Annotated in this window: 17 protein-coding genes and 1 pseudogene; 4 read left to right on the top strand and 14 right to left on the bottom strand. The window is 60.4% G+C overall.

Features of this window, described 5'->3' with window-relative positions:
- Window positions 1–4: 4 nt before the first annotated feature.
- From AC1DVW_RS25230 to AC1DVW_RS25215, 4 genes are read right to left on the bottom strand one after another with little or no spacing between them, the layout of a single operon-like run.
- Entirely contained in the window at window positions 5–2,425 is a 2,421-nt protein-coding gene (locus AC1DVW_RS25230) for an aminotransferase class III-fold pyridoxal phosphate-dependent enzyme (RefSeq protein WP_477326718.1), read from the bottom strand.
- A 36-nt stretch (window positions 2,426–2,461) separates the two neighbouring features.
- Window positions 2,462–3,475, bottom strand: a complete 1,014-nt coding sequence (locus tag AC1DVW_RS25225; RefSeq protein ID WP_477326716.1) for an ATP-binding cassette domain-containing protein — start codon at window positions 3,473–3,475, stop codon at window positions 2,462–2,464.
- A gap of 12 nt (window positions 3,476–3,487) precedes the next feature.
- Entirely contained in the window at window positions 3,488–4,252 is a 765-nt protein-coding gene (locus tag AC1DVW_RS25220) for an SDR family NAD(P)-dependent oxidoreductase (protein WP_477326714.1), read from the bottom strand.
- Window positions 4,236–4,958, bottom strand: a complete 723-nt coding sequence (locus tag AC1DVW_RS25215) for a GntR family transcriptional regulator (RefSeq protein WP_477326712.1) — start codon at window positions 4,956–4,958, stop codon at window positions 4,236–4,238. Before AC1DVW_RS25215 ends, AC1DVW_RS25220 begins: the two co-directional genes overlap by 17 nt.
- 157 nt (window positions 4,959–5,115) lie before the next feature.
- Between AC1DVW_RS25215 and AC1DVW_RS25210 the strand changes: the two genes are divergently transcribed.
- The 4 genes from AC1DVW_RS25210 to AC1DVW_RS25195 all read left to right on the top strand — a co-directional run bounded on the left by AC1DVW_RS25210 (window position 5,116) and on the right by AC1DVW_RS25195 (window position 10,754).
- The gene (locus AC1DVW_RS25210; RefSeq protein ID WP_477326710.1) at window positions 5,116–6,075 is read left to right on the top strand and encodes an ABC transporter substrate-binding protein; all 960 of its coding nucleotides are present in this window, start codon (window positions 5,116–5,118) and stop codon (window positions 6,073–6,075) included.
- Entirely contained in the window at window positions 6,054–8,084 is a 2,031-nt protein-coding gene (locus AC1DVW_RS25205) for an ABC transporter permease (protein WP_477326708.1), read from the top strand. The genes AC1DVW_RS25210 and AC1DVW_RS25205 overlap by 22 nt, the downstream gene beginning before the upstream one ends.
- Before the next feature lie 156 nt (window positions 8,085–8,240).
- Window positions 8,241–9,281, top strand: coding sequence for an agmatinase (speB, locus tag AC1DVW_RS25200; protein ID WP_477326706.1), 1,041 nt, complete (start codon window positions 8,241–8,243; stop codon window positions 9,279–9,281).
- Between the two features lie 42 nt (window positions 9,282–9,323).
- Window positions 9,324–10,754: an aldehyde dehydrogenase family protein gene (locus AC1DVW_RS25195; RefSeq protein ID WP_477326704.1), complete on the top strand. Its 1,431-nt coding sequence runs from the start codon at window positions 9,324–9,326 to the stop codon at window positions 10,752–10,754.
- Here the strand turns inward: AC1DVW_RS25195 and AC1DVW_RS25190 are convergent.
- The 10 genes and pseudogenes from AC1DVW_RS25190 to AC1DVW_RS25145 form a co-directional block, all read right to left on the bottom strand.
- Window positions 10,751–10,894, bottom strand: a pseudogene (locus AC1DVW_RS25190) (IS5/IS1182 family transposase); the annotation flags it as partial. The gene AC1DVW_RS25195 and the pseudogene AC1DVW_RS25190 sit on opposite strands and share 4 nt — an antisense overlap.
- Before the next feature lie 358 nt (window positions 10,895–11,252).
- Window positions 11,253–13,394, bottom strand: a complete 2,142-nt coding sequence (locus tag AC1DVW_RS25185) for a beta-galactosidase (protein WP_477326702.1) — start codon at window positions 13,392–13,394, stop codon at window positions 11,253–11,255.
- Between the two features lie 24 nt (window positions 13,395–13,418).
- Window positions 13,419–14,321, bottom strand: a complete 903-nt coding sequence (locus AC1DVW_RS25180; protein WP_477277830.1) for a carbohydrate ABC transporter permease — start codon at window positions 14,319–14,321, stop codon at window positions 13,419–13,421.
- Window positions 14,321–15,247 (bottom strand): carbohydrate ABC transporter permease, encoded by a 927-nt coding sequence (locus tag AC1DVW_RS25175; protein ID WP_352592096.1) that lies wholly within the window; start codon window positions 15,245–15,247, stop codon window positions 14,321–14,323. The genes AC1DVW_RS25180 and AC1DVW_RS25175 overlap by 1 nt, the downstream gene beginning before the upstream one ends.
- 71 nt (window positions 15,248–15,318) lie before the next feature.
- Window positions 15,319–16,626 (bottom strand): ABC transporter substrate-binding protein, encoded by a 1,308-nt coding sequence (locus AC1DVW_RS25170; RefSeq protein WP_477277832.1) that lies wholly within the window; start codon window positions 16,624–16,626, stop codon window positions 15,319–15,321.
- A 111-nt stretch (window positions 16,627–16,737) separates the two neighbouring features.
- The gene (locus AC1DVW_RS25165) at window positions 16,738–17,922 is read right to left on the bottom strand and encodes an ROK family protein (protein ID WP_477277834.1); all 1,185 of its coding nucleotides are present in this window, start codon (window positions 17,920–17,922) and stop codon (window positions 16,738–16,740) included.
- Between the two features lie 1,064 nt (window positions 17,923–18,986).
- Complete coding sequence (locus AC1DVW_RS25160; RefSeq protein ID WP_477326700.1) at window positions 18,987–20,042, bottom strand: ABC transporter ATP-binding protein; 1,056 nt, start codon at window positions 20,040–20,042, stop codon at window positions 18,987–18,989.
- A gap of 3 nt (window positions 20,043–20,045) precedes the next feature.
- Window positions 20,046–20,825, bottom strand: coding sequence for a carbohydrate ABC transporter permease (locus AC1DVW_RS25155; RefSeq protein WP_477277838.1), 780 nt, complete (start codon window positions 20,823–20,825; stop codon window positions 20,046–20,048).
- 64 nt (window positions 20,826–20,889) lie between these two features.
- A complete protein-coding gene (locus AC1DVW_RS25150; protein ID WP_477277840.1) occupies window positions 20,890–21,726 on the bottom strand; it encodes a carbohydrate ABC transporter permease in 837 nt (278 codons plus the stop codon).
- 147 nt (window positions 21,727–21,873) lie between these two features.
- Window positions 21,874–23,139 carry an ABC transporter substrate-binding protein gene (locus AC1DVW_RS25145; RefSeq protein ID WP_477326698.1) on the bottom strand — a complete coding sequence of 422 codons (1,266 nt, stop codon included), beginning with the start codon at window positions 23,137–23,139 and terminating at the stop codon, window positions 21,874–21,876.
- Window positions 23,140–23,168: the final 29 nt, after the last annotated feature.

The following is a 23,168-nucleotide window of genomic DNA, read 5'->3' as shown; positions in this document are numbered from 1 at the left end:
TGGCTCAGGCGCTACTTGCGATCCGAAGATCGGGCGGCACCTCTGTCAGCGCGGTGTGAAGGGCTTCGAAGCACCGGTCGGCGTCGGCGGTGCTGAAGGCCAATGGCGGCCTTATCTTGATGACGTTTCCCAAGGGACCTGTCGAGGCAACCAGGACACCGAGGCTCTTCATCCGTTCACGCACCCAGCGGGCTGCGAGTTTCGCGGGAGCGCGCGATGTCCGATCGACGACAAGCTCGACTCCGTAGAAGAGGCCGCGCCCATGAATGTGGCCGACAAGCTCGTGCGTGCCGATCAAGCCGTCGAGAGATGCCTTGAGATGCGCACCGACACGCTCGGCGTTGCCTTGCAGGTTCTCGCCCTGCAGAACGTCCAAGGTGGCGTTGGCGACAACCGTCGAGACCGTGTTGCCGCCAAACGTGTTGAAATAGCCAGTGCGACGCTGGAACTCCAGGGCAATTTCGCGACGCGTCACGAGCGCGGCGATAGGGTGGCCGTTGCCCATCGGCTTTCCCATGGTGACCATGTCGGGACGAACATTGAAGGCCTCGAAGCCCCACATGTCCGTGCCCGATCTTCCGAAGCCCATTTGAACTTCGTCGGCGATGCACAACGCTCCTGCGCGGCCCGCTTTCTCGAAGGCAAGGCGCATGTAGTCCTGTGGCGGCACCAGGGCGCCGTTGCCGTCAAAGATCGAGTCGATCAGCACGGCTGCAGCCCCGGGCCCCCTTGCTCCAAGGCGGGCCGCTGCTTCCGTCACGTGATCAGAGTATCGTTCCGCTAAATCGGCCTGGTCGCCTCGGTGGATGCCCCGGTAGACATTAGGAGCCGGCACCGCCTCGACCCAACTCGGCTTGTCCTTGATGTCGTATTCCAGCAACGAAAGCGGCGCGACCACCGATGTGTTGCCATGATAGCTGTTCTCCGTGACGATCACGCCTTCGTTGCCGGTAACCGACCGGGCAATGCGAACCGCCAGGTCGTTGGCCTCCGAGCCGGTGCAGACAAAGATCCAGGTATCCAGGCCTTCGGGGAGGGTCGCAGTCAGCCGCTCTCCCAGCCGCAGGATCTCGCTGTGAAGATAGCGGGAGTTGGTGTTGAGCGTGGCCGCCTGCTGGGCGAGCGCCTGCACCACATAGGGGTGGCAATGCCCCACGTTGGCGACGTTGTTGTAGCAATCCAGGTATTCCGTCCCGGAAGCGTCGAAGAGTTTCGTGCCGCGACCGCGCACGAGTTGCAGCGGCTCGTTGTAGAACGTGTAGGCTTTGCCCAGGACGGATTCCCTGCGCGACACCAGGGCTTGGATATCGGTCGCAGTCTGTTCCACCACGGGCGATGAGATCGGAGTGGGCACCACGGACGGTGTCATCGAGGCGACGAACGCGTCGTCGTCGATGTTGGCGAGGCGTGATACGGCGGCCGAGTACAGGGATTGCAGTTCGTCGAGATGCTGGTCATTCCGGCCGTTGACGACAGCCTGGTAGCGGACGAGCCCAACCTGCAGGATCAGCCGGGCCAGCACCAGATCCTTGAGCACCGCCAGATCGGCGGACTCAAGTGGCATATGGATTTGGTAGCCGCGGACGACCGCTGCCGCGGCCGCCAAAGGCTCCGGGCTCCAATGGATGAAAGACGCCACGGCAACGGCGAGGTCCTGCGCGACCGTCCCATAGACCATGTCGCCAAAGTCGATAACACCCACGACTTCGAGCAAAGGCTCGGCCCGGACCAGGACGTTGCTCTCGTGGAAATCATTGTAGATAACCTGCGATCGGAGGCGCGGCAGTGCTGCCAGGGTTGACCCGGCGAAGTGCTCCAATGCCCGGTCGACATCTGGGCGGATTTCTTCTGGGATATAGTCCCGCAGCCAATCACCAAGGACCAGGCTATTTGCCAGGTCCCACGGCATCGGTCGAAGGGCGCCGCGATGATTGAATCCCTGGAGCGCGCGTGCCAAACGGCCTTGCGCCGCACCGAGGCTCAGAAGGTCGTCGGTGGACAGATTGAAGCCTCGCTGGCTCAACAGATCCATGACGGTCTCGCCGGCGACGTACGAGAGAACCCGCAAAGCATACCTTCTTCCCTCTCCAGCCGAGATGCTGGAAAGCAGGTCACCTGCAAGGGTCCTGCGCACCCGTGGGACCTGGAGCGCCGGGTCTACCTGTTCGATATGTTCAAGTGCTTTCGCCTGAAAGATGAGACTTTCCTCATCCTCTTCGAGAGATGCAATCTTGACGACAAACCTCTCGCCGGCGGCAGTGACAAGACGATAGTTCTGTTCTCTTTCCCCTCCCAGCTGATGCCATTCGCCTGACAGCCCGTAGTGTTCGAGCACATGGTCCGCGACCGGCTTCAGGTCCAGTTGCGGCGCCTTGATGCTGCGCAGGAGAGAGCGCGCTTCAGTCTCGGTGATTTTCGTTTGCATGGTCGAACTGGTACCTCGATTTCGACGCCCGGCCAGCTACGCAGTCATAGCAGACGTGAGCGCGTCGCCCAGATCCTGGCGTCTCATGAACCCTACCGTTCTGCCGGTGGAATTGCCGAAGGCGATCACGCTGGCCCCGCCCTGGAAGGTTTCCGCGACTCTTCGAAGTGTCGCCTCAGCCTCGAGTTGCACGTCGAATTCGCCCGGCTCTCCACGCTGCATGAAATTTTCCGCCGTCAGTATTCGACTGCGTTCCGCGCTCGCGGTGAATGCTCTCACATAGGAATCCGCGGGGTTCAGGATCAGTTCCGCAGCCCTGCCGGTCTGGACGAGCTCGCCCTTGCGCAAAAGGGCGATGCGATCTCCAACGCGAGCAGCCTCGTTGAAGTCATGGGTCACGAACACGGCAGTCTTGGAGAGCGTTTTCTGTAGCCTGAGAATTTCGTCCTGCATCTCTTCGCGAATGAGTGGGTCTAGCGCTGAAAAGGGCTCGTCCAGCAGCCAAAGGCTCGGATTGGTTGACAAGCTGCGAGCAATGCCGACGCGCTGCTGTTGGCCTCCGGAGAGCTCGTGCGGGTAGTGATCTTCTTTGCCGGAAAGCCCGACAAGCCCAATCATATCCAGCGCCTTCTGCCTCCGCTCAGTTGCGCGCACGCCTTGGATCTCCAGTGGCAACTCCACATTGCCGACCACGGTACGGTGGGGAAGCAGCGCAAAATTCTGGAACACCATGCTCATGTGCGTACGACGCAGCAATTGCAGGCTCTTTTCAGGCACGGCGCGCAAGTCCTGACCCTCGAAGCGCAACTCTCCGGCCGTCGGCTCCACCAGGCGCGTCAAGCATCTCAGCAGAGTGGACTTTCCGGATCCGGAAAGCCCCATGATGACCAGGATCTCGCCCTTCGCCACGGAGAGATCGATGCCGGCCAACGCGACGAAACCGCCGCGCTGCTCCACCGAGGAGATATTCTCACTCAGTGGCGCTTCGGGATCGATACTATGTGCCTTGGCCGGTCCGTAAATCTTCCAAAGGTTCTTGCAGCTTAGCATGCCCGACAATCCTCAGCCCAGTTCCCTGGCTTCGTTCAACATGATCGCGTCAGAGGAGGTATAGCCGCCATCGACTGCGATGTTCGTGCCCGAGACAAAGCTGGCCCGCTCGGACAGAAGGAAGGCGACCACGCCAGCGACTTCGTCCGGCCTCCCGTCTCGCCCAAGAGGTGTGACTGACGCTGATCCCGAGGACGCCCCAGTCGTCATGTCGGTTTGTATCCATCCCGGCGAGACGGCGTTGGCGCGGATGTTTCGGGAGCCGAAATTGCATGCGAGGCTCTTGGCCAGATTGACCATCGCCGCCTTGGACGCCGCGTAAGCCATGCTTGCGTAGGAGCCGAAGAATGCGTCGGTGGAGGCTACCAAAACCACCGATCCTCCTGACACGATCTGCTTCTGCAGTCCAAGAGTCAGCCGCAACGCTGCATTCAGATTTACTTCGAAGGTGCGGTCCCAGATCGAGATGTCATATTCAGTAAATCGCTCGAATTTGACGATTCCCGCATTGTGGACGATGCCCCGAAGCTGGACACCCTGCAGGCGCCGCATCAACTCGTCCTGACTCTCGCGCGCGCCGGCATCGAAATGGTGAAGCGTGACGTTGCGCCCCAAGTCGTCGCCATACGAAACGAGGCCCTCTGCCGCTGTCGCATCGCTGATGTAGGTGGCATGCACATCGTAGCCATCCCGGAGCAACATCTCCGCAGTCGCTCGCCCAATACCGCGGGACGCGCCGGTGACCAGCGCAATCGGAGCTTCACTTGGATTCGACATATTGTTCCTCGATCCTCTTTTTGGCTTTTGGTCTTAGTTTCTGATCTTGATCCATTTCAAGGAACAGGTTCACGCCTTTGCAGGCATACTGCAGGGCAGAGGTCAGAATTTCCTTGGCACTGGCCGCGTCGGCCGCCTCCAAGGCGTCGATGATCGCAACCAGGGCCGCATTCAGTCTCGTGACGATGCCCTTTTCCTCGAAGGCCTCGCGCGCCGGCGGAGCTGTCTTGATCCAGACGCTTTCGATCATCTCGATGAGCGCCTGAGATTCCCCTCGCACATAGATCTTCATCAGAAGGCCGTTGAACCGAGGGGCGTATCCTACGGTGTCGCCAGCCTCGATGTCGCGCTGCATGCAATCGGCTTCGCTTCGGAGCGCCTGGATCGTTTCACTCGATATGCGCGCGGCGGCCCTCTCTAGCGCCAGGCATTCGAGGCTCACCGAGATCTCAAGGTATTCGTTGAAGCTCTGCCGGGAAACGAAGGGGACACGTGCCGATCGGTTTTCCTCGACGATAAGAATACCCTCTTCGCCTAGGCGCCGGAACGCGGTGCGGACCGGCATCGGGCTGACGCCCAGTTCGGCGGCGATATCGCGGATCTTCAGGCGCTGTCCGGCCCGCCACCGGCACTCAAGGATATCCTGACGGACAAGCTTGTACACGCGGTCCGAAGCGGTCGTGCTCTGTTCGTCCTTCTTTGTCATTTGTGACTCATTTGTGATATATGTCGTCCATACATACGTTGTATTGAACCCGATGTTCCCCAGCAATGCAACCTATTTTTCCATTTTTGTGATTGACATGTGATAAGAGTGGGCCCTACTTTGGGCTCATAGGTCATTTTGAAAGGGGTGTTTCGCGATGCGGTTTCCACTCTCGTCAGTCACGTTGGCGTCTGTGCTTTGCGCCAGTCTGTGCATTTCTTCCGGCGAGGCGCTCGCCGCCGCGCAGTCCCAGGATTCGGTACGGCTGGCGGTCGTTAGTGCGCCCGACGCGGACTTCATCACGAACGTGTTCGGGACCTTGCTCAAGAAGGCCGGATACAACATCCAGTACGTGCATACCGACTACACGGCGCAGTTCACGGCCATAGAACTCGGCGACCTCGAGATCAGTCCCGCAATCTGGTCGTCTTCTCCCGAGCTGATCGCAGCTGCGCTTGCGTCGGGCTCTGTGACGAAGGTGGGGTCGGTCGGCGTCAAGATCAGGGAAACCTGGTGGTACCCGAACTATGTTGCTGAGCTATGTCCGGGATTGCCGGACTGGAAGGCGCTCAAGGATCCTGCCTGCATCAAAGCGCTGTCCAACCCAGAGACGGACGGAAAGATCAATTATCTCGGAACACCGGCAGACTTTGATGCCGACGACGAGCGCCGCATCGCGGCGCTAGGCCTCGACGTCCACATAACCTTGCCGGGTACCATGGCGGCCATGGTCGCCACGATGCAGGGCGCTATCGAGAGGAAAAAGCCGATCATCGGATTTGGTTTCGTGCCTCACTGGCTGTACGGCTCCGGCGTGGGTACCTTTGTCGATTTCCCGCCCTATGAGGACGCGTGCCGCAGCGATCCCGCCTGGGGCGTCAACCCCGATCTCGTGGGTGACTGCGCTTTGCCCACGGGAGATATCATCGAATTGATCAACAATGATTTCGCCAAGCGCGAGCCCAATGTAACGGATCTCTTGAAGAAGTTTGTTCTGACCAATGACGATGTTGCCTGGGGCATCCTTAAGCAGGATAAAGGCGGACTTACGCCCGAAGCTGCCGCGGCTGAGTGGATTTCCACCAACGAGAAAAAGTGGTCACCGTGGCTTCAATAACCTTCGGCGCGACATCTGTGGCGCCGCTCATCCGCCACAAATGGCTGCTGAGCAGCCGTTTGTGGGTGACATTCGGCCTCATTTTGCTCGTCGCTGCCTATGTTGGGCGGGAGGTGCTGCCCGAAGGGTTGTACGTCTGGCCGAAGCAATGGCTGCTGCCGTTGCTTAAGATGTCCAACGATGTGCTCAACCAGTTGCTTCGCCGATCCGAAATTTTTGGCGAGCCTCTTCGGGTCTGGACGCGTGCGGGTGGGGAGGCAGTCGGCCTTCCGATGCGGGGCTTGCAGAACCTTCTGACCACCGGCTGGTCCTTTCCGGGTCGCACTGCAGCCGAAACGGTTACTCTGCCGCCATTGTCGTGGGTGTCGGTGGTTCTTGCTGCAACTTACATGGGTTGGCTCGCCGGTGGGCGCCGCCTGGCTGTCCTGGCGTTTGCAACTTTCGCGTACTTTCTTGTTTTCAATCTTTGGGCTCAAGCGACATTGACGCTCGCTTCCGTGGCGTTTGCGATCGTCGTCGGCGTGATCTTTGGCCTGGTGCTTGGCGTGATGCTGTTTCGTTGGCGTTGGCTCGAAACCGTATTGAACCCCGTCTTCGACGTCATGCAAACGATTCCGCCATTTAGCTATCTGGTGCCAGTCCTGATCCTCTTCGGGTTCGGTCCCGTCGCGGCGTTGGTGGCAACACTGATCTTCGCTTTGCCGCCGATGGCGCGAGCGGTGGTGTATGGCCTGCGTCGGTTGCCGGACCATACGTTCGAACTGTCCAGCATGACCGGTGCCTCCCGCTGGCAGGGCACATCGAAGATCCTCTTGCCAAGCGCGAGGGACGACCTCCTTCTGGGCGTCAATCAACTGGTGATGATGGCTCTGGCTATGGTCATTCTGGCTTCGATGATCGGCGCAGGTGGTCTGGGAGCGGAAGTGCTTCGCGCGATCCAATCCCTCAAGATCGGTCGCGGGTTGGAGGCGGGGATTGCGATAACACTGCTGGCCGTACTGCTTTACGGCTATGGGCATTCCATCGCCGTGCGTCGACCTTCTCATCTGTCTCGACCGCAACCGATAAGGCACCTCGCGATCCTGGCCGCCATCCTCGTCATTCCCACAGTCGCGGGAGTCGCAATCGCACCTCTGGCGCAATATCCGGCCGAGTTGACGATCTCGACCGCTGATTTCTGGTCACGCGTCATCAGTTGGCTGAACGGCAACTGGGGCGATGGTTTCGAAACCGCCCGGCTGACCATCACGCTCGGCGTCATTCGGCCCTTGTTGACGATACTGAGAGATCTCGGCTGGGCGTCGATTGTTGCTTCCATGCTGTGTTTCGGCTTCGCGCTGCGGCGGCCTTCTCTTGCTGTCCTGTCTTGCGCAACGCTCATCCTGATCGCTGCCATCGGCTATTGGGACAAGTTGCTGATCACCTTCAATCTGGTGACGGTCGGAACGCTGCTCTCCCTTTTTGTCGGAGCGCCCTTGGGAGTATGGGCCGGATCTTCGCGCCGCGTGCACGCGGTGTCGGAGGTTGTCGTCACGACCCTGCAGACGTTGCCTTCCTTCGTATATCTGGTGCCCGTTGTCATGCTTCTGGGTCCCGGAGATGCAACCGCGGTGATCGCCATTGCGCTCTACTCCGTGGCGACGACGGTGCGATACACGGACCATGCCATCCGCAATGTCGATCCAACCACGATCGAAGCCGCGGTGGCGTTCGGGGCCACCCCACTTCAAACGTTCTGGAAGGTTCGTCTGCCTCTTGCCCGACCTGGTCTGATGCTGGGTCTCAACCAAACGATCCTCATGTGTGTTGGGATGGTGGTCATCACGGCGCTTGTTGGCTCACAGGGGCTTGAACTGGAGACCGTGGATGCCATCGCTCGCGTCGAGGCCGGCAGAGGATTGCTTGCAGGCCTTGCGATTTCCGCACTGGCAATCATCCTGGACCGCTATGTAGGCGCGGTCGCGGAGAAATTGAACGCCCCCGGCTCGCCCCGCGCCAAATCATCATGATCATCTATGTTCCGGCTGCCCGCTACGGCTGCGGAAATGTGAACATTGAGGGTGGCACGTTGAAGTCATTCAGGGCCTCGATGGCGGGACGCGCCGTCGGCCAATTCCATGTCTTCCGATTCCAGGAACAACGCGACACAAGGAGAGGGTTTCGCAATGGTTGACTTTAATGAGCGCCTTGTAGCGCTGCGGGCGAAGTTCGCCGACAGTCTCGAGTTTCATGATCCGAAATTTCGCAAGGTTGGTGAGAAGATATTTAGCGGGGGGACACGTCTGGCGCCGTATTCCGGCATCTCAACCTTTGCCGGCTTGCCATTGAAGGCAATCGATTTCAAAGCACCCGACTTCGGCGATCTCCAGGTGGCGGTGGTCGGCGTGCCAATGGATCTTGGTGTAAGCAACCGGCCCGGATCGCGTTTCGGGCCACGTGCAATACGGGCAATTGAGCGGATTGGGCCGTACAATCACGTCCTCGAATGCGCGCCTGCGCTCGATCTTAGGATCGCCGACATAGGCGATATTCCTTTCGCAAGCCGCTACCGCCTGGAGCAAAGTCACGATGATATCCAGGCGGCGATTGCGGCGGTCGTCGCTGCGGGCTTAATTCCCGTCTCGGTTGGAGGTGATCACTCGATCACTCATCCTATCCTCAAGGCCGTCGGCCGCGATCGTCCGGTCGGGTTGATCCATATCGATGCGCATTGCGACACGGGCGGCCCTTTCGATCAGACGAAGTTCCATCACGGCGGCCCGATGCGTAACGCGGTCTTGGACGGCGTGCTCGATCCCGCTCGGACAATCCAGATCGGAATTCGCGGCTCGTCGGAGTATTTGTGGGAATTCTCCTACGCCTCCGGCATGACGGTCATCCACGCCGAAGAAATTTCGGGCCTTGGAATCGAAGCCGTGATCCGCAAGGCGAGGGCGATTGTAGGCGACGGCCCGACCTACCTTTCTTTTGATGTCGACAGCGTCGATCCGGCCTTCGCACCGGGGACAGGCACTCCAGAGATTGGAGGGCTCACGACGCGCGAGGTGTTGGAGCTCATCAGGGGACTGAAGGGCGTCAATCTTGTTGGCGCAGACGTCGTCGAAGTGGCTCCGCAATACGACTCGACGACCAACACAGCGCAGGTCGGCGCACAGGTGCTCTTTGAAATTCTAGGCCTGCTGACGTTTAGCCCTTCGCTTGCTTGAGCGAGGGAGTGAGCCTTATTCGAATTGGGAAGGAGCGTCGTTATGCTCGATAAGCGGAAGTTCTATATCGGCGGCGAGTGGGTATCGCCAATCGCCGGGCAGAACCTGGAAGTTCTGAACCCTGCAACCGAAAAGCCGATTGCCGTCATTTCCATGGGTACGGCAGAAGATATCGACAAGGCTGTCGCGGAAGCAAAAAATGCCTTCGGGTCCTACAGCCAAACCACTCTTGAAGAGCGCCTCCGGCTGCTCGAAAGATTTCTGGCCATTTATATGCGTCGTTACGACGAGATGGCTGAAACAATCACGTTGGAGCTTGGCGCCCCTATCACCATGAGCCGGCAGCAGCAGGCCGATGTCGGTGTTGGCCATCTGCAGGGATTCATCGATGCGCTGCGTGGTCTGAAAGCTCGCGAGGAATTGCCGAACGGCGATATTATTTTGCGCGAACCTATCGGCGTCTGTGGTCTGATTACACCCTGGAATTGGCCGATTAATCAGATCGCTCTGAAGGTGGTGCCGGCCCTCGCGACGGGTTGCACATGCATCTTGAAGCCCAGCGAATTCACGCCTCTCAATGCCATGCTGTATGCTGAGATGATTGATGAGGCGGGCTTTCCTGCGGGTGTCTTCAATTTGGTCAATGGTGGCGCCGACTGCGGCGCGGCTCTTTCAAAACATAGGGACGTCGACATGATGTCTTTCACAGGCTCAACGAGGGCCGGGATCGCAGTCAGCAAAGATGCTGCGGACACTGTGAAAAGGGTCACCCTGGAGCTTGGTGGCAAATCTCCGAACATCGTTTTTGACGATGCCGATCTCGACGAGCGGGTTTCCGCCAGTGTGGCCGAATGCTTCAATAACTCCGGCCAGTCCTGCGATGCACCGACGCGGCTCCTCGTACAGCGCTCTGTCTATCAAAGGGCAATCGAGATAGCGCGTCGCGCCGGCATGGCCGCCGAAGTAGGGGACCCCATGGAGGAAGGCGCGCACATTGGGCCTCTGGTGAGCGAAATTCAGTTCGCCCGTGTGCAAACCTTGATCAACGCTGCCATTGATGAAGGTGCGAAATTGATCGTTGGCGGCCCGGGCAAACCGGAGGGTTTTGAAGCTGGTTATTTCGTAAAGCCAACTATCTTCGTCGACGTCGAGAACGAGATGCGAATCGCACGGGAAGAGGTTTTCGGGCCGGTTCTTGCGATTATTCCTTTTGATAGCGAGGAAGAAGCCATCACCATTGCGAATAACACCGCCTACGGCCTTGCCGCGTATGTGCAGACCGGTGATCCGAAGAGAGCAGAAAGGGTGGCTTCGCGTCTGCGGGCTGGCATGGTGCATATCAACGGAGCGCCGCACCGCTACGGAAGTCCATTTGGCGGCTACAAGCAGTCCGGTAATGGCCGCGAGGGCGGCAAGTTTGGTCTTGAAGATTTTCAAGAAGTAAAAGCAATTCACACACCTGATGCAATCTAGAGCGTAGACTTATTACCGCGTAGTAAGATGCGGATTAGCACGAGTTTGAGGGCGGCGAGATAGTTCTCCGCGAGCTCGTCGTAGCGGGTCGCGATACGACGGAACAGCTTGACCTTGTTGAAGAAACATTCGACGCGGTTGGCCCTAGGCGAGATATCGGGCCGTGCTCTCTGCTCTATGACGGCAGCGCGCAAGGCGCCAGTCTCGACGCAATTGCCTTTGATGTCGCAACTGGCAGGAGCAGACGTCCTGGAGTCTCCCTGCCGATGCACAGTTGGAAGGGGATGCAGTTCGCTCTGGGGATGAAGTAACTAGCTCCGGCAACGCCGCTTGGGACCGGGATTAGCGCCCGCTGCTCTAGCAACGAGCGTTTGCTCATTCCCCTAGGCCGAGAAACACCTGGCAGCACAAAGATGCCTAGAGTGGAGATTGCTGCCCAATCTAAGATCACTGGGCCAGAAGATATTGAGCGTTCCCCAAAGCCTCGCGACAGCATTCCTAGTCGAGTTCGATGATGCTGCAGCCATAGGCCGGGAGCGACAGCTTACCGCCGCGTACTTTGCCATCGCCGAGCAAATCCTTGCCCGCGGGGACATTGCCGATGCTTGCCGGCTCGCCCAGCGTGTTGAGGATGAACAGCAGGCGGCGGTCCTTGCTCTCGCGGATGGTCGCCTCGACGCCGGCCGGCATGTCGGCGATGAGCGGCACGATGCCGGCGGGCGCCAACACCTGATCGGCCAGCACCCCGACCAGAGCATCGCTGAGGTACGTGCCGAGGTAGATCACTTTGCCCTTGCCGACTTTGCGCGAAGTCATCGCGGCTTGGCCCTCGGCGAAGCGACTGGCCCAGCTGCCGATAACCTCCGTGCCGGGCGCGGTGTTGAGCAGCTCATAAAGATGCGCCGCCGTCACCTGCGCATTCCCAATCTTGAGCTTGTATTGGCGGCTCGCCGACGTCGCCGGCAGCTTCTTGCGCACCGTGTTGGCGCCGAAGCGGCCGCCATGTTCGAACATGCCGTCGCCGCCGATCGGCGGCAGCAACCCGAACTCCTCGACCGTGATCCCGGCCAGCGCCGAGAGCGTCTTGCCCGGCGAGGTGTCGCGGATGACGTGGTTGTTAACGTCGCGTGATCCGGTGCGGCCGCCCAGGATTATCGTTCCACCCGCCTTAGCGAAGGCCTCGACCCGCGCCGTCCACGCATCGGTCCATTTCAGCCAATGCGGCACATAGAGCGCCTTGAGCTTGCTGAGATCATCCTCGGGATGGATGAAGCCGCAGGCGATGTTGTGGCGGTAGCAATAGCGGTGCAGCAGCGTCGCATCGTCCTGCGGGCTCGGCATGCCGATGGGGCAGGAGCGGTGCATCTCCTGATTGTCGAAATCTGATCCGGCGATGCCCAAATCCATGCGCACATGCGTGCCGAGGATCTTGTCCTTGAGCGCCGTGACCTCACCCGCAAACTGCTTGGCCTCGTCATAGCGACGCCGCGGGATGTCGTCGTGATCGATGATGCCCATCCAATAGATCTCGGCGCCGAAATGCGCCGGCCGCCAGCGGAAGAACATCACGCCATCGGCGCCGCGCGCCACCGAGGTATAGGCCATGCGGCGCATCTCTCCGGGTTCGGGCGTCAGCGTCGAGAAGTTCGGCTGCGCACCGAAGCCCGATTGCTGCTCGGGCACGATGAAGTTGCCGGTGAAGCCACGGCAGATGTCGAGATGCAGCGCCTGCGCCTCGCCGACGCCCCCAAGGCGCTGCATCTCGTCATAGAGGTGCGGATAGATGTCGAAGCCGAGAAAATCGAGATCGGTCGAGAACTCGCCGCGGAAGTCGATGTCGTCGATCCGCCCCAGATTGTGGAAGAGGAACCAGTCTGGATTGGCGGCGCGCATAATTAGCACCTGATCGTGCTGGAACCGCGCCGTGACGAAGGCGAGGAAGCGGTGATAGTCGACCACATGGGTCGGCCCGACCGGGGCCGGGGCGTAGTCGAGGGGCAGCACCACTTGATCGAAATCGTCGTAGGCGGTGGCCCAGAAATTTCCGCCCCACGCATCGTTGAGCGCGGCGATGGTCTTGTACTTGTACTTGAGAAAGGCCTGGAACTCGGCCAGAGTCACCGGACCGTAGGACAGCGATCCAGAGGTATTGAGCTCATTGTCCGTCTGCCAGCCGATGATGTGCGAATTGCCGCGATAATGCTCGGCCATCGCTTTAGTGATGCGCTTCGAATGCTCGCGGAACACTCCGCTCGCAAGATTGGCGTGCTGGCGCGAGCCATGGCTCATGGCGCGGCCATTGGCATCGACGCGCAAGACTTCGGGATAACGCAGCGTCAGCCAACGCGGCGGCGTCGCCGTCGGCGTGCACATGATGGTCTTGATGCCAGCCTTGCCCAACACATCTATGGCGCGGTCGAACAAATCGAAGTCGAACGTCCCCTCATGCGGCTCGATAATATGCCAGGCGAATTCCGCAAGTCGCACCGCGTTGAAGCCCGCGGCTGCCATGCGGTCGGCGTCGCGCTGCCAATAGCTCTCATCGACATGCTCCGGGTAATGCGGGGTACCGACGAGGAAAGTGTCGGTTGCGATCGGCCGCCAGACAGAGAGCGGCGCGGATTTCGAGGCAGTCGTCATAGTCGGAAAACTCCAGGCGATAGTCTATTTGATGGCGCCGGCGGTGAGGCCGCCCTGCCAGAACCGCTGCAGCAGCAGGAACACCACGATGACCGGGATGATGCTGACCAGCGCGCCGGTGATGATAATCGAGAAGAGCACCTGTCCGCCGCCACCGCCCTGCTGCGCGAGCTGATACCAGGTCGCAAGGCCGACCGTGATCGGCTGATACTCCGGCGTGCGCAGCACGATCAGCGGCAGGAAGTAATTGTTCCAGGTCCCGACGAACGAGAGCAGCGCCACGGTCACCATGCCCGGCGCCACCAGCCGCAGCACGATCGCGCGGAAGATCACGAACTCGCCGGCGCCATCCAGACGCGCTGCGTCGAGCAGTTCGTCGTCGACGCCCTGCTCGATATAGACGCGCATCAGATAGACGCCGATCGGCGAGATCATCGAGGGCAGGATCACGCCCAGCGGATTATCGCTGAGTCCCGAAAGCGCCAGCAGCAGGAAGGTCGGCACGACGAGGGCCGTCTGCGGGATCATCACAGCGCCCAAGACCAGTGCAAACAGCAGATTGCGGCCGACGAATTTGAATTTGGCTAACGCATACCCTGCCGCAGTAGCCAAGATCGCGGCGCCAAGCCCGGCGACGGTCGAATAGAGCAGGCTGTTGAACATCCAGCGCATGAAGACGCCGTTGTCGCGCGCCAGAAGATCGCTCAGATTCTGCCAGAAGTTGAACTCGGTGCCGAAGCCGAAGCCGAACGTGGTGAACAGGTCGCCATTCGTCTTCGTTGCCGATAGGACCAGATAGACCAGCGGCATGAAGCTGTAGAGGAGGAACAGTGACAGCAGCAGCGTGAGCATGATCCGCGAGCGCCGCTGCTCGCCGGGTCGGCGCTTGGCAGCTTCGAAAGTAGCTATGTCGGTGGTCGCAGTCATCATTGCTCCGGCCGACGGCGGTTGGCGATCAGGGTGAAGATGTAGGATGCCCCGGCGATCACGATGCCAAGCACGAACGAGACGGCGGCCGCATAGCCATACTGCTGGTTCGAAGTCGCCAGCGAATAGGCATAGAGGTTCGGCGTGTAGCTCGAATTGATGGTGTTTCTGGCGAGCGCGCGCATCAAATACGGCTCATTGAACAGCTGCAGTGTGCCGTTGATTGAAAAGATGATGGTAAGCAGGATCGCCGGCCACAGCAGCGGCAGCTGGATCATCCGCGCAAATTGCCAAGGCGAGGCGCCATCGACCCGCGCGGCCTCGGCGAGGTCCGAAGGGATCGCCTTCAGCGCGGCGTAGTAGATCACCATATTGTAGCCGACATATTCCCACGTCACGATATTGGCCAATGAGAAGATCATCACGCCCGGCGACAGGAAGTCCGGCGGCGGCAGGTTGAACGCCTTGGCCATCTGCGTGAACGGGCCGAAGGTGGGGCCGTAGAGATAACCCCAGATGATCGTCGCGATCACGCTCGGCACGGCGTAGGGGAGGAAGAAGCCGAGCCGGAAGAGGCCCTTGGCATAAACCTGGCCACGATCGAGCACGATGGCGAACAACAGCGCCAGGCCCAGCATGATCGGCACCTGCACGATGCCGAACAAAACGAGGTTCCACACGCCGCCCCAGAATTTGGCGTCTCCCATGACCTTGATGTAGCTTGCTGCACCCGCGAATTGCCGTCCGCCCACCAGCGTGTCGCGGTAGAGGCTCATGTAGAACGCATAAACCAGCGGCGCGACGATGAAGGCGATAAACAGCAGCACGAAGGGCGCCAGGAACAGATAGGGCGTGAGCTTTCGTGACGTGAAACCGCCCGATCGCGCTGGGCGCGTCGCTGCGGCTGGCGAATTCGACAATGCCATGGTCCCCCGTCCGGCAAGATGAAGAGATCGGGCGCGCCGGTCAAGCGCGCCCGGCCGTTGCCCGGGAGGAGTCAGGCTACGGTGAAGCCTTGTTCTTTCGCGTATGTGACCACGGCGTCCTGGATGCGGTCGAACGCGTCCGACAGCGTGCCCTTGCCGCCGATCGAGGCGCCGAATTCATCGGTCATCGACTGGTACAAGAAGCCCTGAAACGGGCTCCACTCAAATGGCGTCACAGCGTTCGCCGATTTGGCGAACACTTCGTTCACCGCCTGGCCGCCGTAGAAATCCATCTTGTTGCCCGCCCATTCCGGGCTCGACAGCAGCGCGGAGGTACAGGGGAAGAAGAATTGCTTGGTGGTGTAGAGCATTGTGGCTTCGGGATTCGTTGTCAGCCAAATCGCGACTTCGGCGGCCTCGGGGAGATGTTGGGTCGCTTTCATCACGGCCAGTGATGAGCCACCCCAACTGCCGGTCGCGAACTTGTTCGCGTCCCACTGCGGCAGATCGGCGGCACGCCACTGGCCCGCGCTGGTCTTGGCGAACGAGGTCAGGAACACCGGGCCCCAGCCCGCAGTGAGCCAGCTGGCATAGCGGCCCGTGTCGAGGCCGGTGTACCACTCATTGTTGAACCCCGGCTTGGTCTCGATGACACCCGCGGTAATAAGGTCCTGCCAATAGGCGGCGAAGTCCTTGGAAATCTTGTCGTTGATTCTAATCACGAGCTTGTCGCCATCGCGGCTGACCGGCTTCCAGCCCATCGGCCACAGCAAAGCAGTGACCCAGTCGCCTGAGCTGAACAGCGCGTCGGTGATGAACACATTCGGATCGGCCGCATGGATCTTCTTGGCCGCATCGGCAAACTCGGTCCAGGTGGTGGGCGGCGTGATCCCCTGCTTGTCGAAGATGTCCTTGCGATAGAGCATCGCCATCGGACCGGTATCCTGCGGCATGGCGTTGACCACATCGCCCTTGGCGACCTGTTTCCACGTGGCTTCGGGGAACTCGCCCTTATGGGCATTGGCGTACTGGCCGATGTCGGCGAAGGCGTCGACCTGGCGGAAGCTCTCGAGGTGCTGGTATTCGATTTGGACGACGTCGGGCAGGCCGCTGCCCGCCTGCAGGCCAGCACGGACCGCCTGATACTCCGGCTCGCCCTGGCCGGCATTCACGAGTTCAATCCGGATGCCCGGATGCGCGGCGTTGAACATGTCTACCTCAAGCTGGAGATTCGGCACCCACGACCACACAAGCACCTTGACGGGCTCGGCACCGCGAACTGCCGCAGGCAGAGCCCCTACCGCAACGCTCGCACCCGCAACTTTCAAGAAGTCACGACGCTGCATCGTCCGCCCAAGCGGATTGAAAATCTTCGTCATTGAAGTCCTCCCACGAAAGATACGCTCCCACACGACGCAGGACGCGGTTTTTCTTTCAGTCAGAAACTTAATGCCGACATACAGTCGCTGTCAATTACGGTCGATTGATCTTTATTCGCCCATCACGAGGCTGTCGCCAGGGTTGAGGGTCGTCGCATCGAGCACCAGACGCACCGCGCCCAGGACGATATCGCGGTGGCCCAGCGCGCCCATCACGAGGCGCGGCGGGTCATACACATTGCCCCTGAGGCGATGCCGCAGCACATCGAGCACCAGATCACCGCCGCCGACGATTCGGCCCGCCAGTACGATGATTTCCGGGTTCATGAAGGCAGCAACACTGGCCACCGCCATCGTCGCATAGTCGAGCAACTCGGTGACAACAGGCGCGATTTTGTCCGCCTGCCGGTCGGTGACGGCGGCCAGGGTGAGCTTTCCCGCCGCATACTGGGTGTTGGCCTCTTCGAGCATCTTGGTCGCCTGTTCGGGGATGCCGAAAAAGCGCAGAGATTGCTTGTCGCCCAGATGTTCGAACGGCCGCCCGGTGAGGAGGGGGTCGTCGAGATACCAGCCGAGCTCGCCCGCCGCATGCGAGTGCCCGCCATAGAGCTTGCCGTCGATCACGACGCCCGCGCCGGCGCCGGGCCCGATCGAGAGGCTCACGACGCTGTCGGCGCCACGCCCGGCCCCGAATCCCCATTCGCCCACGGCGGCGAGGTTGCGCCCGTTCTCGACGACGATGGGCATCTGAAAATGCTCGCTGAGCCGCGCCCGCAACGGCATGTCGCGCCAGCCGAGCCCGAGCGTCAGCACCACTTCGCCCTCCGGCTGCCTGACGATCGAGGGCAGGCCAATGCCGATGCCGCGAATGGTCTGGCCGCGCGGGCGGGGGGCCGCCATCAGCCGGCGGATCAGGCCGACCAGCTTCTCGAAATTGCGCTCGCCATCATCGTCGGCCGTCTCGTGCATTTCGGTCTGCACGACGCCCTCGAGATTGGCCACGGCGCCATAGAACTCGCCCTTGCCGGCCTCGATGCCGATGATCGCATGCGCCGCGCCGCGGAACTTGATGCGTGCCCGGGGACGGCCCCGGACATTGGCCTCGTCAAACCCGTCATACGCCACCAAATCCTCGGCAATCAGATCCTCGATCACCCGCATCACCGTCGGGATGCTGATGTTCAGTCGCTCGGCGAGGCTCGAAGGTGATGCCACTCCTTCGGTGCGGATCAAATCCACCACGGCCGAACGATTGAGTCGGCGTAACAGGCTCGACGTCGTGGGCTGGCGCTTCATTCATGGACCAGTTGCAAAAGGCCGGCGGACCGGCAACGAGCGTCGGCATAGACCAGAACCGTGCCAGAGTCCGCCTTTTTCTGATGACGCCGAACGTCAGTTGTCGCTCCGCAGTGAAAGCTACCGCGGTAGCCCGTTCGATGATTAAGGCGATCCGTGGCGGGCGCCCAAGCCCTCCGGAGTCAATGCGCATACTCGTGCAAATAACTGACGCCGGTTGCTTCAATCGGTTACGAGCTCGTCCGCCTTTGGCGCGGAACCAACATCAAATGACCGCTTTTGGCGCAAAGCGGTCCGCACTACGCTGGACGCAACGGTCGGCTTTCTTGCCAGTCATCCTGAAAGCTGCCAGGCCGTCAACGGCCCCATTTCGGTCATTCACTACCAGGGAGTTCCTGACGACCTGCGGCTACATCGGCGATATCTCGAAGCCTGTAATTAGTCGCGTTCATCGTCCTTAGGTTCGCCAGACCATACGAGAGAATACGAAGGAAACGGCTTGGCGAACCATCCGCTAACGTATTGATTTCCTGTAGAAAACGCTGTCCCTCTGGGTCCACAATTTTGTTATAAATCAGTGCCTTATACTTAATTCTTTGAGTTTGAATTGACCGTTGTCAGGTGAGCCCCCGACTTTGAGCGAAATGGTTTGGGCCTGTTCGTCAATTTTCTCCGTCTCGTTGATGGCACCCGTCACACGTAGCTCACGCTTCCCGGCTTCGAAAGACCCTTCAGCGTTGCCCGCGGCAATCCGCGGCAGCGGCGTGCAAATGGGCGGGTTCTGATCGTCGGCGTAAGGCGATTAATGGCGATCACAACGTGGTTCGTTTCCGCATCGGCCTCGCATCGGCTGGCAGTAGTTACCCTGAAATGCATGGGGGTGCCATGGACCGACATTTCCAAATGCATCTGCATTGGTCTCGCCCAGAGGGACCACGCCAAGGAGGCAGGTCTTGATCGCAACAAGGCTCTGCAAACATATCCGCCGTGCTCCGGGGCTGATCGAGCCTCCAGATGCGGGCTATGCATCCGATGACCTCACAATCTGTGAGGTGTATGAAGGCTCACCGGATGCGCTCTCCGTCGTCGCTGAACAGTCGCGCCGAGGTGGGCGCGAAATGCAGGGTGATCTTGTCGCCGGTCCTTGGTTGTGACGACCGGCGCTCCGCGATGATGGTCTCGCCGCTCGCCAGCGTGGTGTGAACATAGGACGTGGAGCCCATCGCTTCGACGAATTCCACGTTCGCCTCGAGGTCGATACCCTTGTCCTGGTCGAGATGCTCCGGCCTCAAACCCAGCTGCAGTTTCCGTCCGGGCTCAAGCGTGGTCCGTGCCGGGGTGTCCATCTCCCGGCCGCCAAATGCGAGGCGGCCCCCCGCCTGCACAGTGGCCGTCAGAAAATTCATCCGGGGAGAGCCGATAAAACCTGCGACGAACGCGTTGTCGGGATCTTGATAGAGATTTTGGGGCGTGCCGATCTGCTCGATGCGCCCACTGCGCAACACGATGATCCGATCGGCCATGGTCAGCGCTTCCGTCTGATCGTGCGTCACATAGATCATGGTGTTGCCAAGGACCCGGTGCAGCTTGGCCAGTTCCACGCGCATCTGCACCCGGAGTTCGGCATCCAGATTGCTGAGCGGCTCATCGAAGAGAAACACCTTCGGGTCGCGCACGATCGCGCGTCCTATTGCAACCCGCTGGCGCTGTCCTCCGGAGAGATGAGCCGGCTTGCGCTGCAAATAATCTTCGAGCTGCAGGATCTTGGCCGCGCGCCCGACCTTGTCGGTTATTTCCTGTTTCGGGCGGTGCGCCATCCGCAGGCCGAAGCTCATATTGTCCGCCACCGTCATATGCGGATACAGCGCATAGGACTGGAACACCATCGCCACTCCCCGGTCGGCAGGCTCCGCGTCTGTCACATCGTCACCGGCGATGAAGATCTCGCCTCCGCTGGTCTCTTCGAGCCCGGCAATCATGCGCAGCAGGGTGGATTTTCCGCAGCCCGATGGACCCACGAATACGGCGAACTCGCCCTCTTCGATCGAAAGCGAGACATCGCGGATGACCTCCGTCGATCCAAAGCTCTTGCTGACATGTTTCAGTTCGACACGCGCCATCGACTAACCTTTCACTGCGCCCACGGCGATCCCCGAAACAATTCGCCGCTGGAACAGGATGTAAAGAACAACGATCGGCGCCGCCGCGATGACGATGCCAGCGGTAAACAGGGGTATCTGGTCCGAGTACTGGCCCTTGAGCGCGGAAATCCCCACCATAAGGGTGCGGTGCTTCTGCATGACCAGCAGGGAAATCAGAATGTCGTTCCAGCAGCTGAGGGTGTTGAGGATAGCCAGCGTCACCAAAGCCGGCATTCCCAGGGGCAGCATCACATGCCACCAGACCTGCAGCAGCGTGGCCCCGTCGATCCGCGCTGCTTCGATCAGCTCGCGCGGCAGTCCGGAGTAGAACGCCGTCATCATGTAGACCGAGAAAGGCAGGAAAAATGCGGTGTATGACAGGATGAGCCCGATATGCGTGTTGACGAGGTCGAGGGCAAGCATCGTGCGCATGAAGGGCACGAGAACGACCTGCACGGGGATCATCAGCGACGACAGGATTACCGCAAACAGGAAGCGCCGATAGGGAAAGCGCAACGACGCCAGAGCAAAGCCGGCCATGGAAGACACGACCATCAACAGGATGACCGCGCCGAGCGTCGCAATCACGGAATTGAGGAAGTACTCATTGAGGTGTGCGCGGGTCCAGGCCTGGACGAAATTGTCGAACGTGGGCTTCAGGGCCAGCCCGAAGCGGTCGCGCATGTAGTCGTCACGGGTCTTGAACGCATTGTTGATCGCGAAAAAGATCGGGTAGAGGCAGCTCAAGGCCAGCAGCCCCATCGGGACCGCCGCAATCCTGAGGGCCAGCCTCTGTCGTTTTCCTGCTCCTGACACAACGCCCCCTTCAGATATTCGCGTTGCGTGACAGGATGCGGATCTGCAGCCACGCGAGAATGCTCGTCATGACGAACAGGACCATCGAGATGGCGGCCGCGTAGGCGGGGCGGTTGAGCCTGCCCTGGGCGGCCCAGATAAGATATTCGGGCACCGTCGTTGCCGTTCCGGGGCCGCCGCCGGTCAGCACGTAGATCAGCCCGAACATCGAAGTCAGCAGGCCGATGGTGGTAATCACCGTCGAGAACTCGATGATCGGGCGAAGCTCGGGAATGATGACATGCCACCAGATTTGCCACATCTTGGCGCCGTCGAGACGGGCCGCCTCGACCATCTCCTTTGAAACGGTCGACAGACCGGCAAGGAAGATCAGCACACCCATGCCGAAGGTCGACCAGCATTGGATCGCGAGCGTCACCGGAAGCGCGGTCGCCGAGTGCCCCAGCCAGTCCACACCCTTGATGCCCGCGAGGTCCAGCAGCGCGTTGAGGTTGCCATTGAAGCTCAGCACCACGCTGAAGATCGAACCGATGATGACGCTCGAAAGAATTGCGGGAAAGAAATAGACGGAGCGAAAGAACGTGCGTCCCGGCACGCCCTGGTGGATCAGGATGGCCAGCAGCATCGGAATGGTCACAAAGATCGGCACCGAAAGCAGCACCACGACGGCGTTGGCCATGGCGGAGCGGAAATTCGGGTCGTCCAGCGCCCGCAGATAGTTGCCGGCGCCGATGAACTGGCCAGGGTCGGTCGAAGTCGCGCTGGTCAGGGAGATGCCAAACCCCCAGAACAGCGGAAAAATGCGGAACACCAGAACAAGCAGGATTGCCGGAAGCAGGAACAGCAATGCAACGCGCGCTTCTGCTCGGCGGCCCCGACTCCGGCGGGAACGGGGCCGCACGGCCTGGCCAGTCTGGTGTAACGAATTGACGGTCATGCACTGGTCGCTGAGCTTGGGGATGGGGGCGCATGGTCGCGCCCCCCGCTGAGAAGATTACTTTTGCGGCTTGGCCTCAGCCTGGACCTTGTCCAGAGCAACCGCGGCCTCGTCCACCGTGGTTTCACCATTGTACAGAAGCTGGCTCTGGCGGTGCCATTCGTCGAGCTCTGCTGCCGAGGAATTGGCGTGCGTGGTCGGAACCGCTCTGGTTGCAAGCCAGCCCATGATCTGCTTGAGGCCGGGGCTGTCGATACCGGAGGTGTTGACTTCAGTGTTTGCGGGCACCGATCCGGTGTCGTTGACCAGATATGACAGGACCTCCGGCGAAGCGAGGATCCGCACCGCGTCAACGGCGAGATCGATGTTGGGAGAGTCCTTGTTGACGCCGTAGCCGACGCCGCCATCAAGCGGTACCCCGGGAGCGCCTTCATGCTGATCGGCGGCGACGGTCGGCGAGGGCATCGGATAGACGCCGACCTTGTCGACACCCATGTTCTTTTCGAACTGCTTCCAGTGCGCGACGTTGGAGAGCAGGCCCATCACGTTGGCCCCGACGCCTTGCTCGAAGAGAGCGAACTCGTCCATGAACATGGTCTGCGAGTTTCCGCCCTCCTGATACCAGCCGTTCTTGGCGGTATCGACCCAGGCCTGCAGGATCGCCTTGATCGGCGCATCCGACCAATGGAGCTTGCCGGCCAGCCAATCGGCCTGCTGTTGGGCGGTCAGCGACTGGTTCGCTGCCTCCGACAAGAAGAATTCAGCGTTGTAGCCTTCCTTGTTGGCCATCATGAAGCAAGCGGGTTTACCCTGCGCCTTGAAGGTGTCGCAGACCTTGGTCAACTCGGCCCAACTTGTCGGCGGCTTCTCCGGATCGAGCCCTGCGGCCTTGTAGAGCGCCTTGTTGTAGTAGACGACGTGACCCTGCAGCGTCGTCGGGATGAAGTACAGCTTGCCGTCAGGTCCGGTGAACGCAGACCTGCCAACGAGCTTTGAGATCAGGTCGGGCAGCTTGTCGTCGAGCGGGATCAGCCCGCCGACCAGGGCCTTGGCCTGGGCGCCACCATTGGCCCAGATGACGTCAGGGCCGGCTTTCGAAGCGAGCGCCGTACCCAGCAGCGTGTAGTACTCGGCATCCGGCTGGGACAGGAGGTTGAGCGTTGCTCCCGGGTGCGCGGCCTCGAATGCGGCCTTCGCATGATCGTAGTATGTCGCGTGGGCGGCATCGTCCACGTTAACGTCCCATACGGTGATTTCCTGTGCCAGCACGGGCGAGGCGACCATCATGGTCGCAATGGCAGTCAATATCTTCAGTTTCTGCACGTCATTCCTCCCTTTTTATCTAACAAACT

It is taken from the genome of Mesorhizobium sp. P3_B5 (assembly GCF_056402815.1).
The sequence above is the reverse complement of the archived record's forward strand: the minus strand, read 5'-3'. Positions and strand labels throughout refer to the sequence as shown.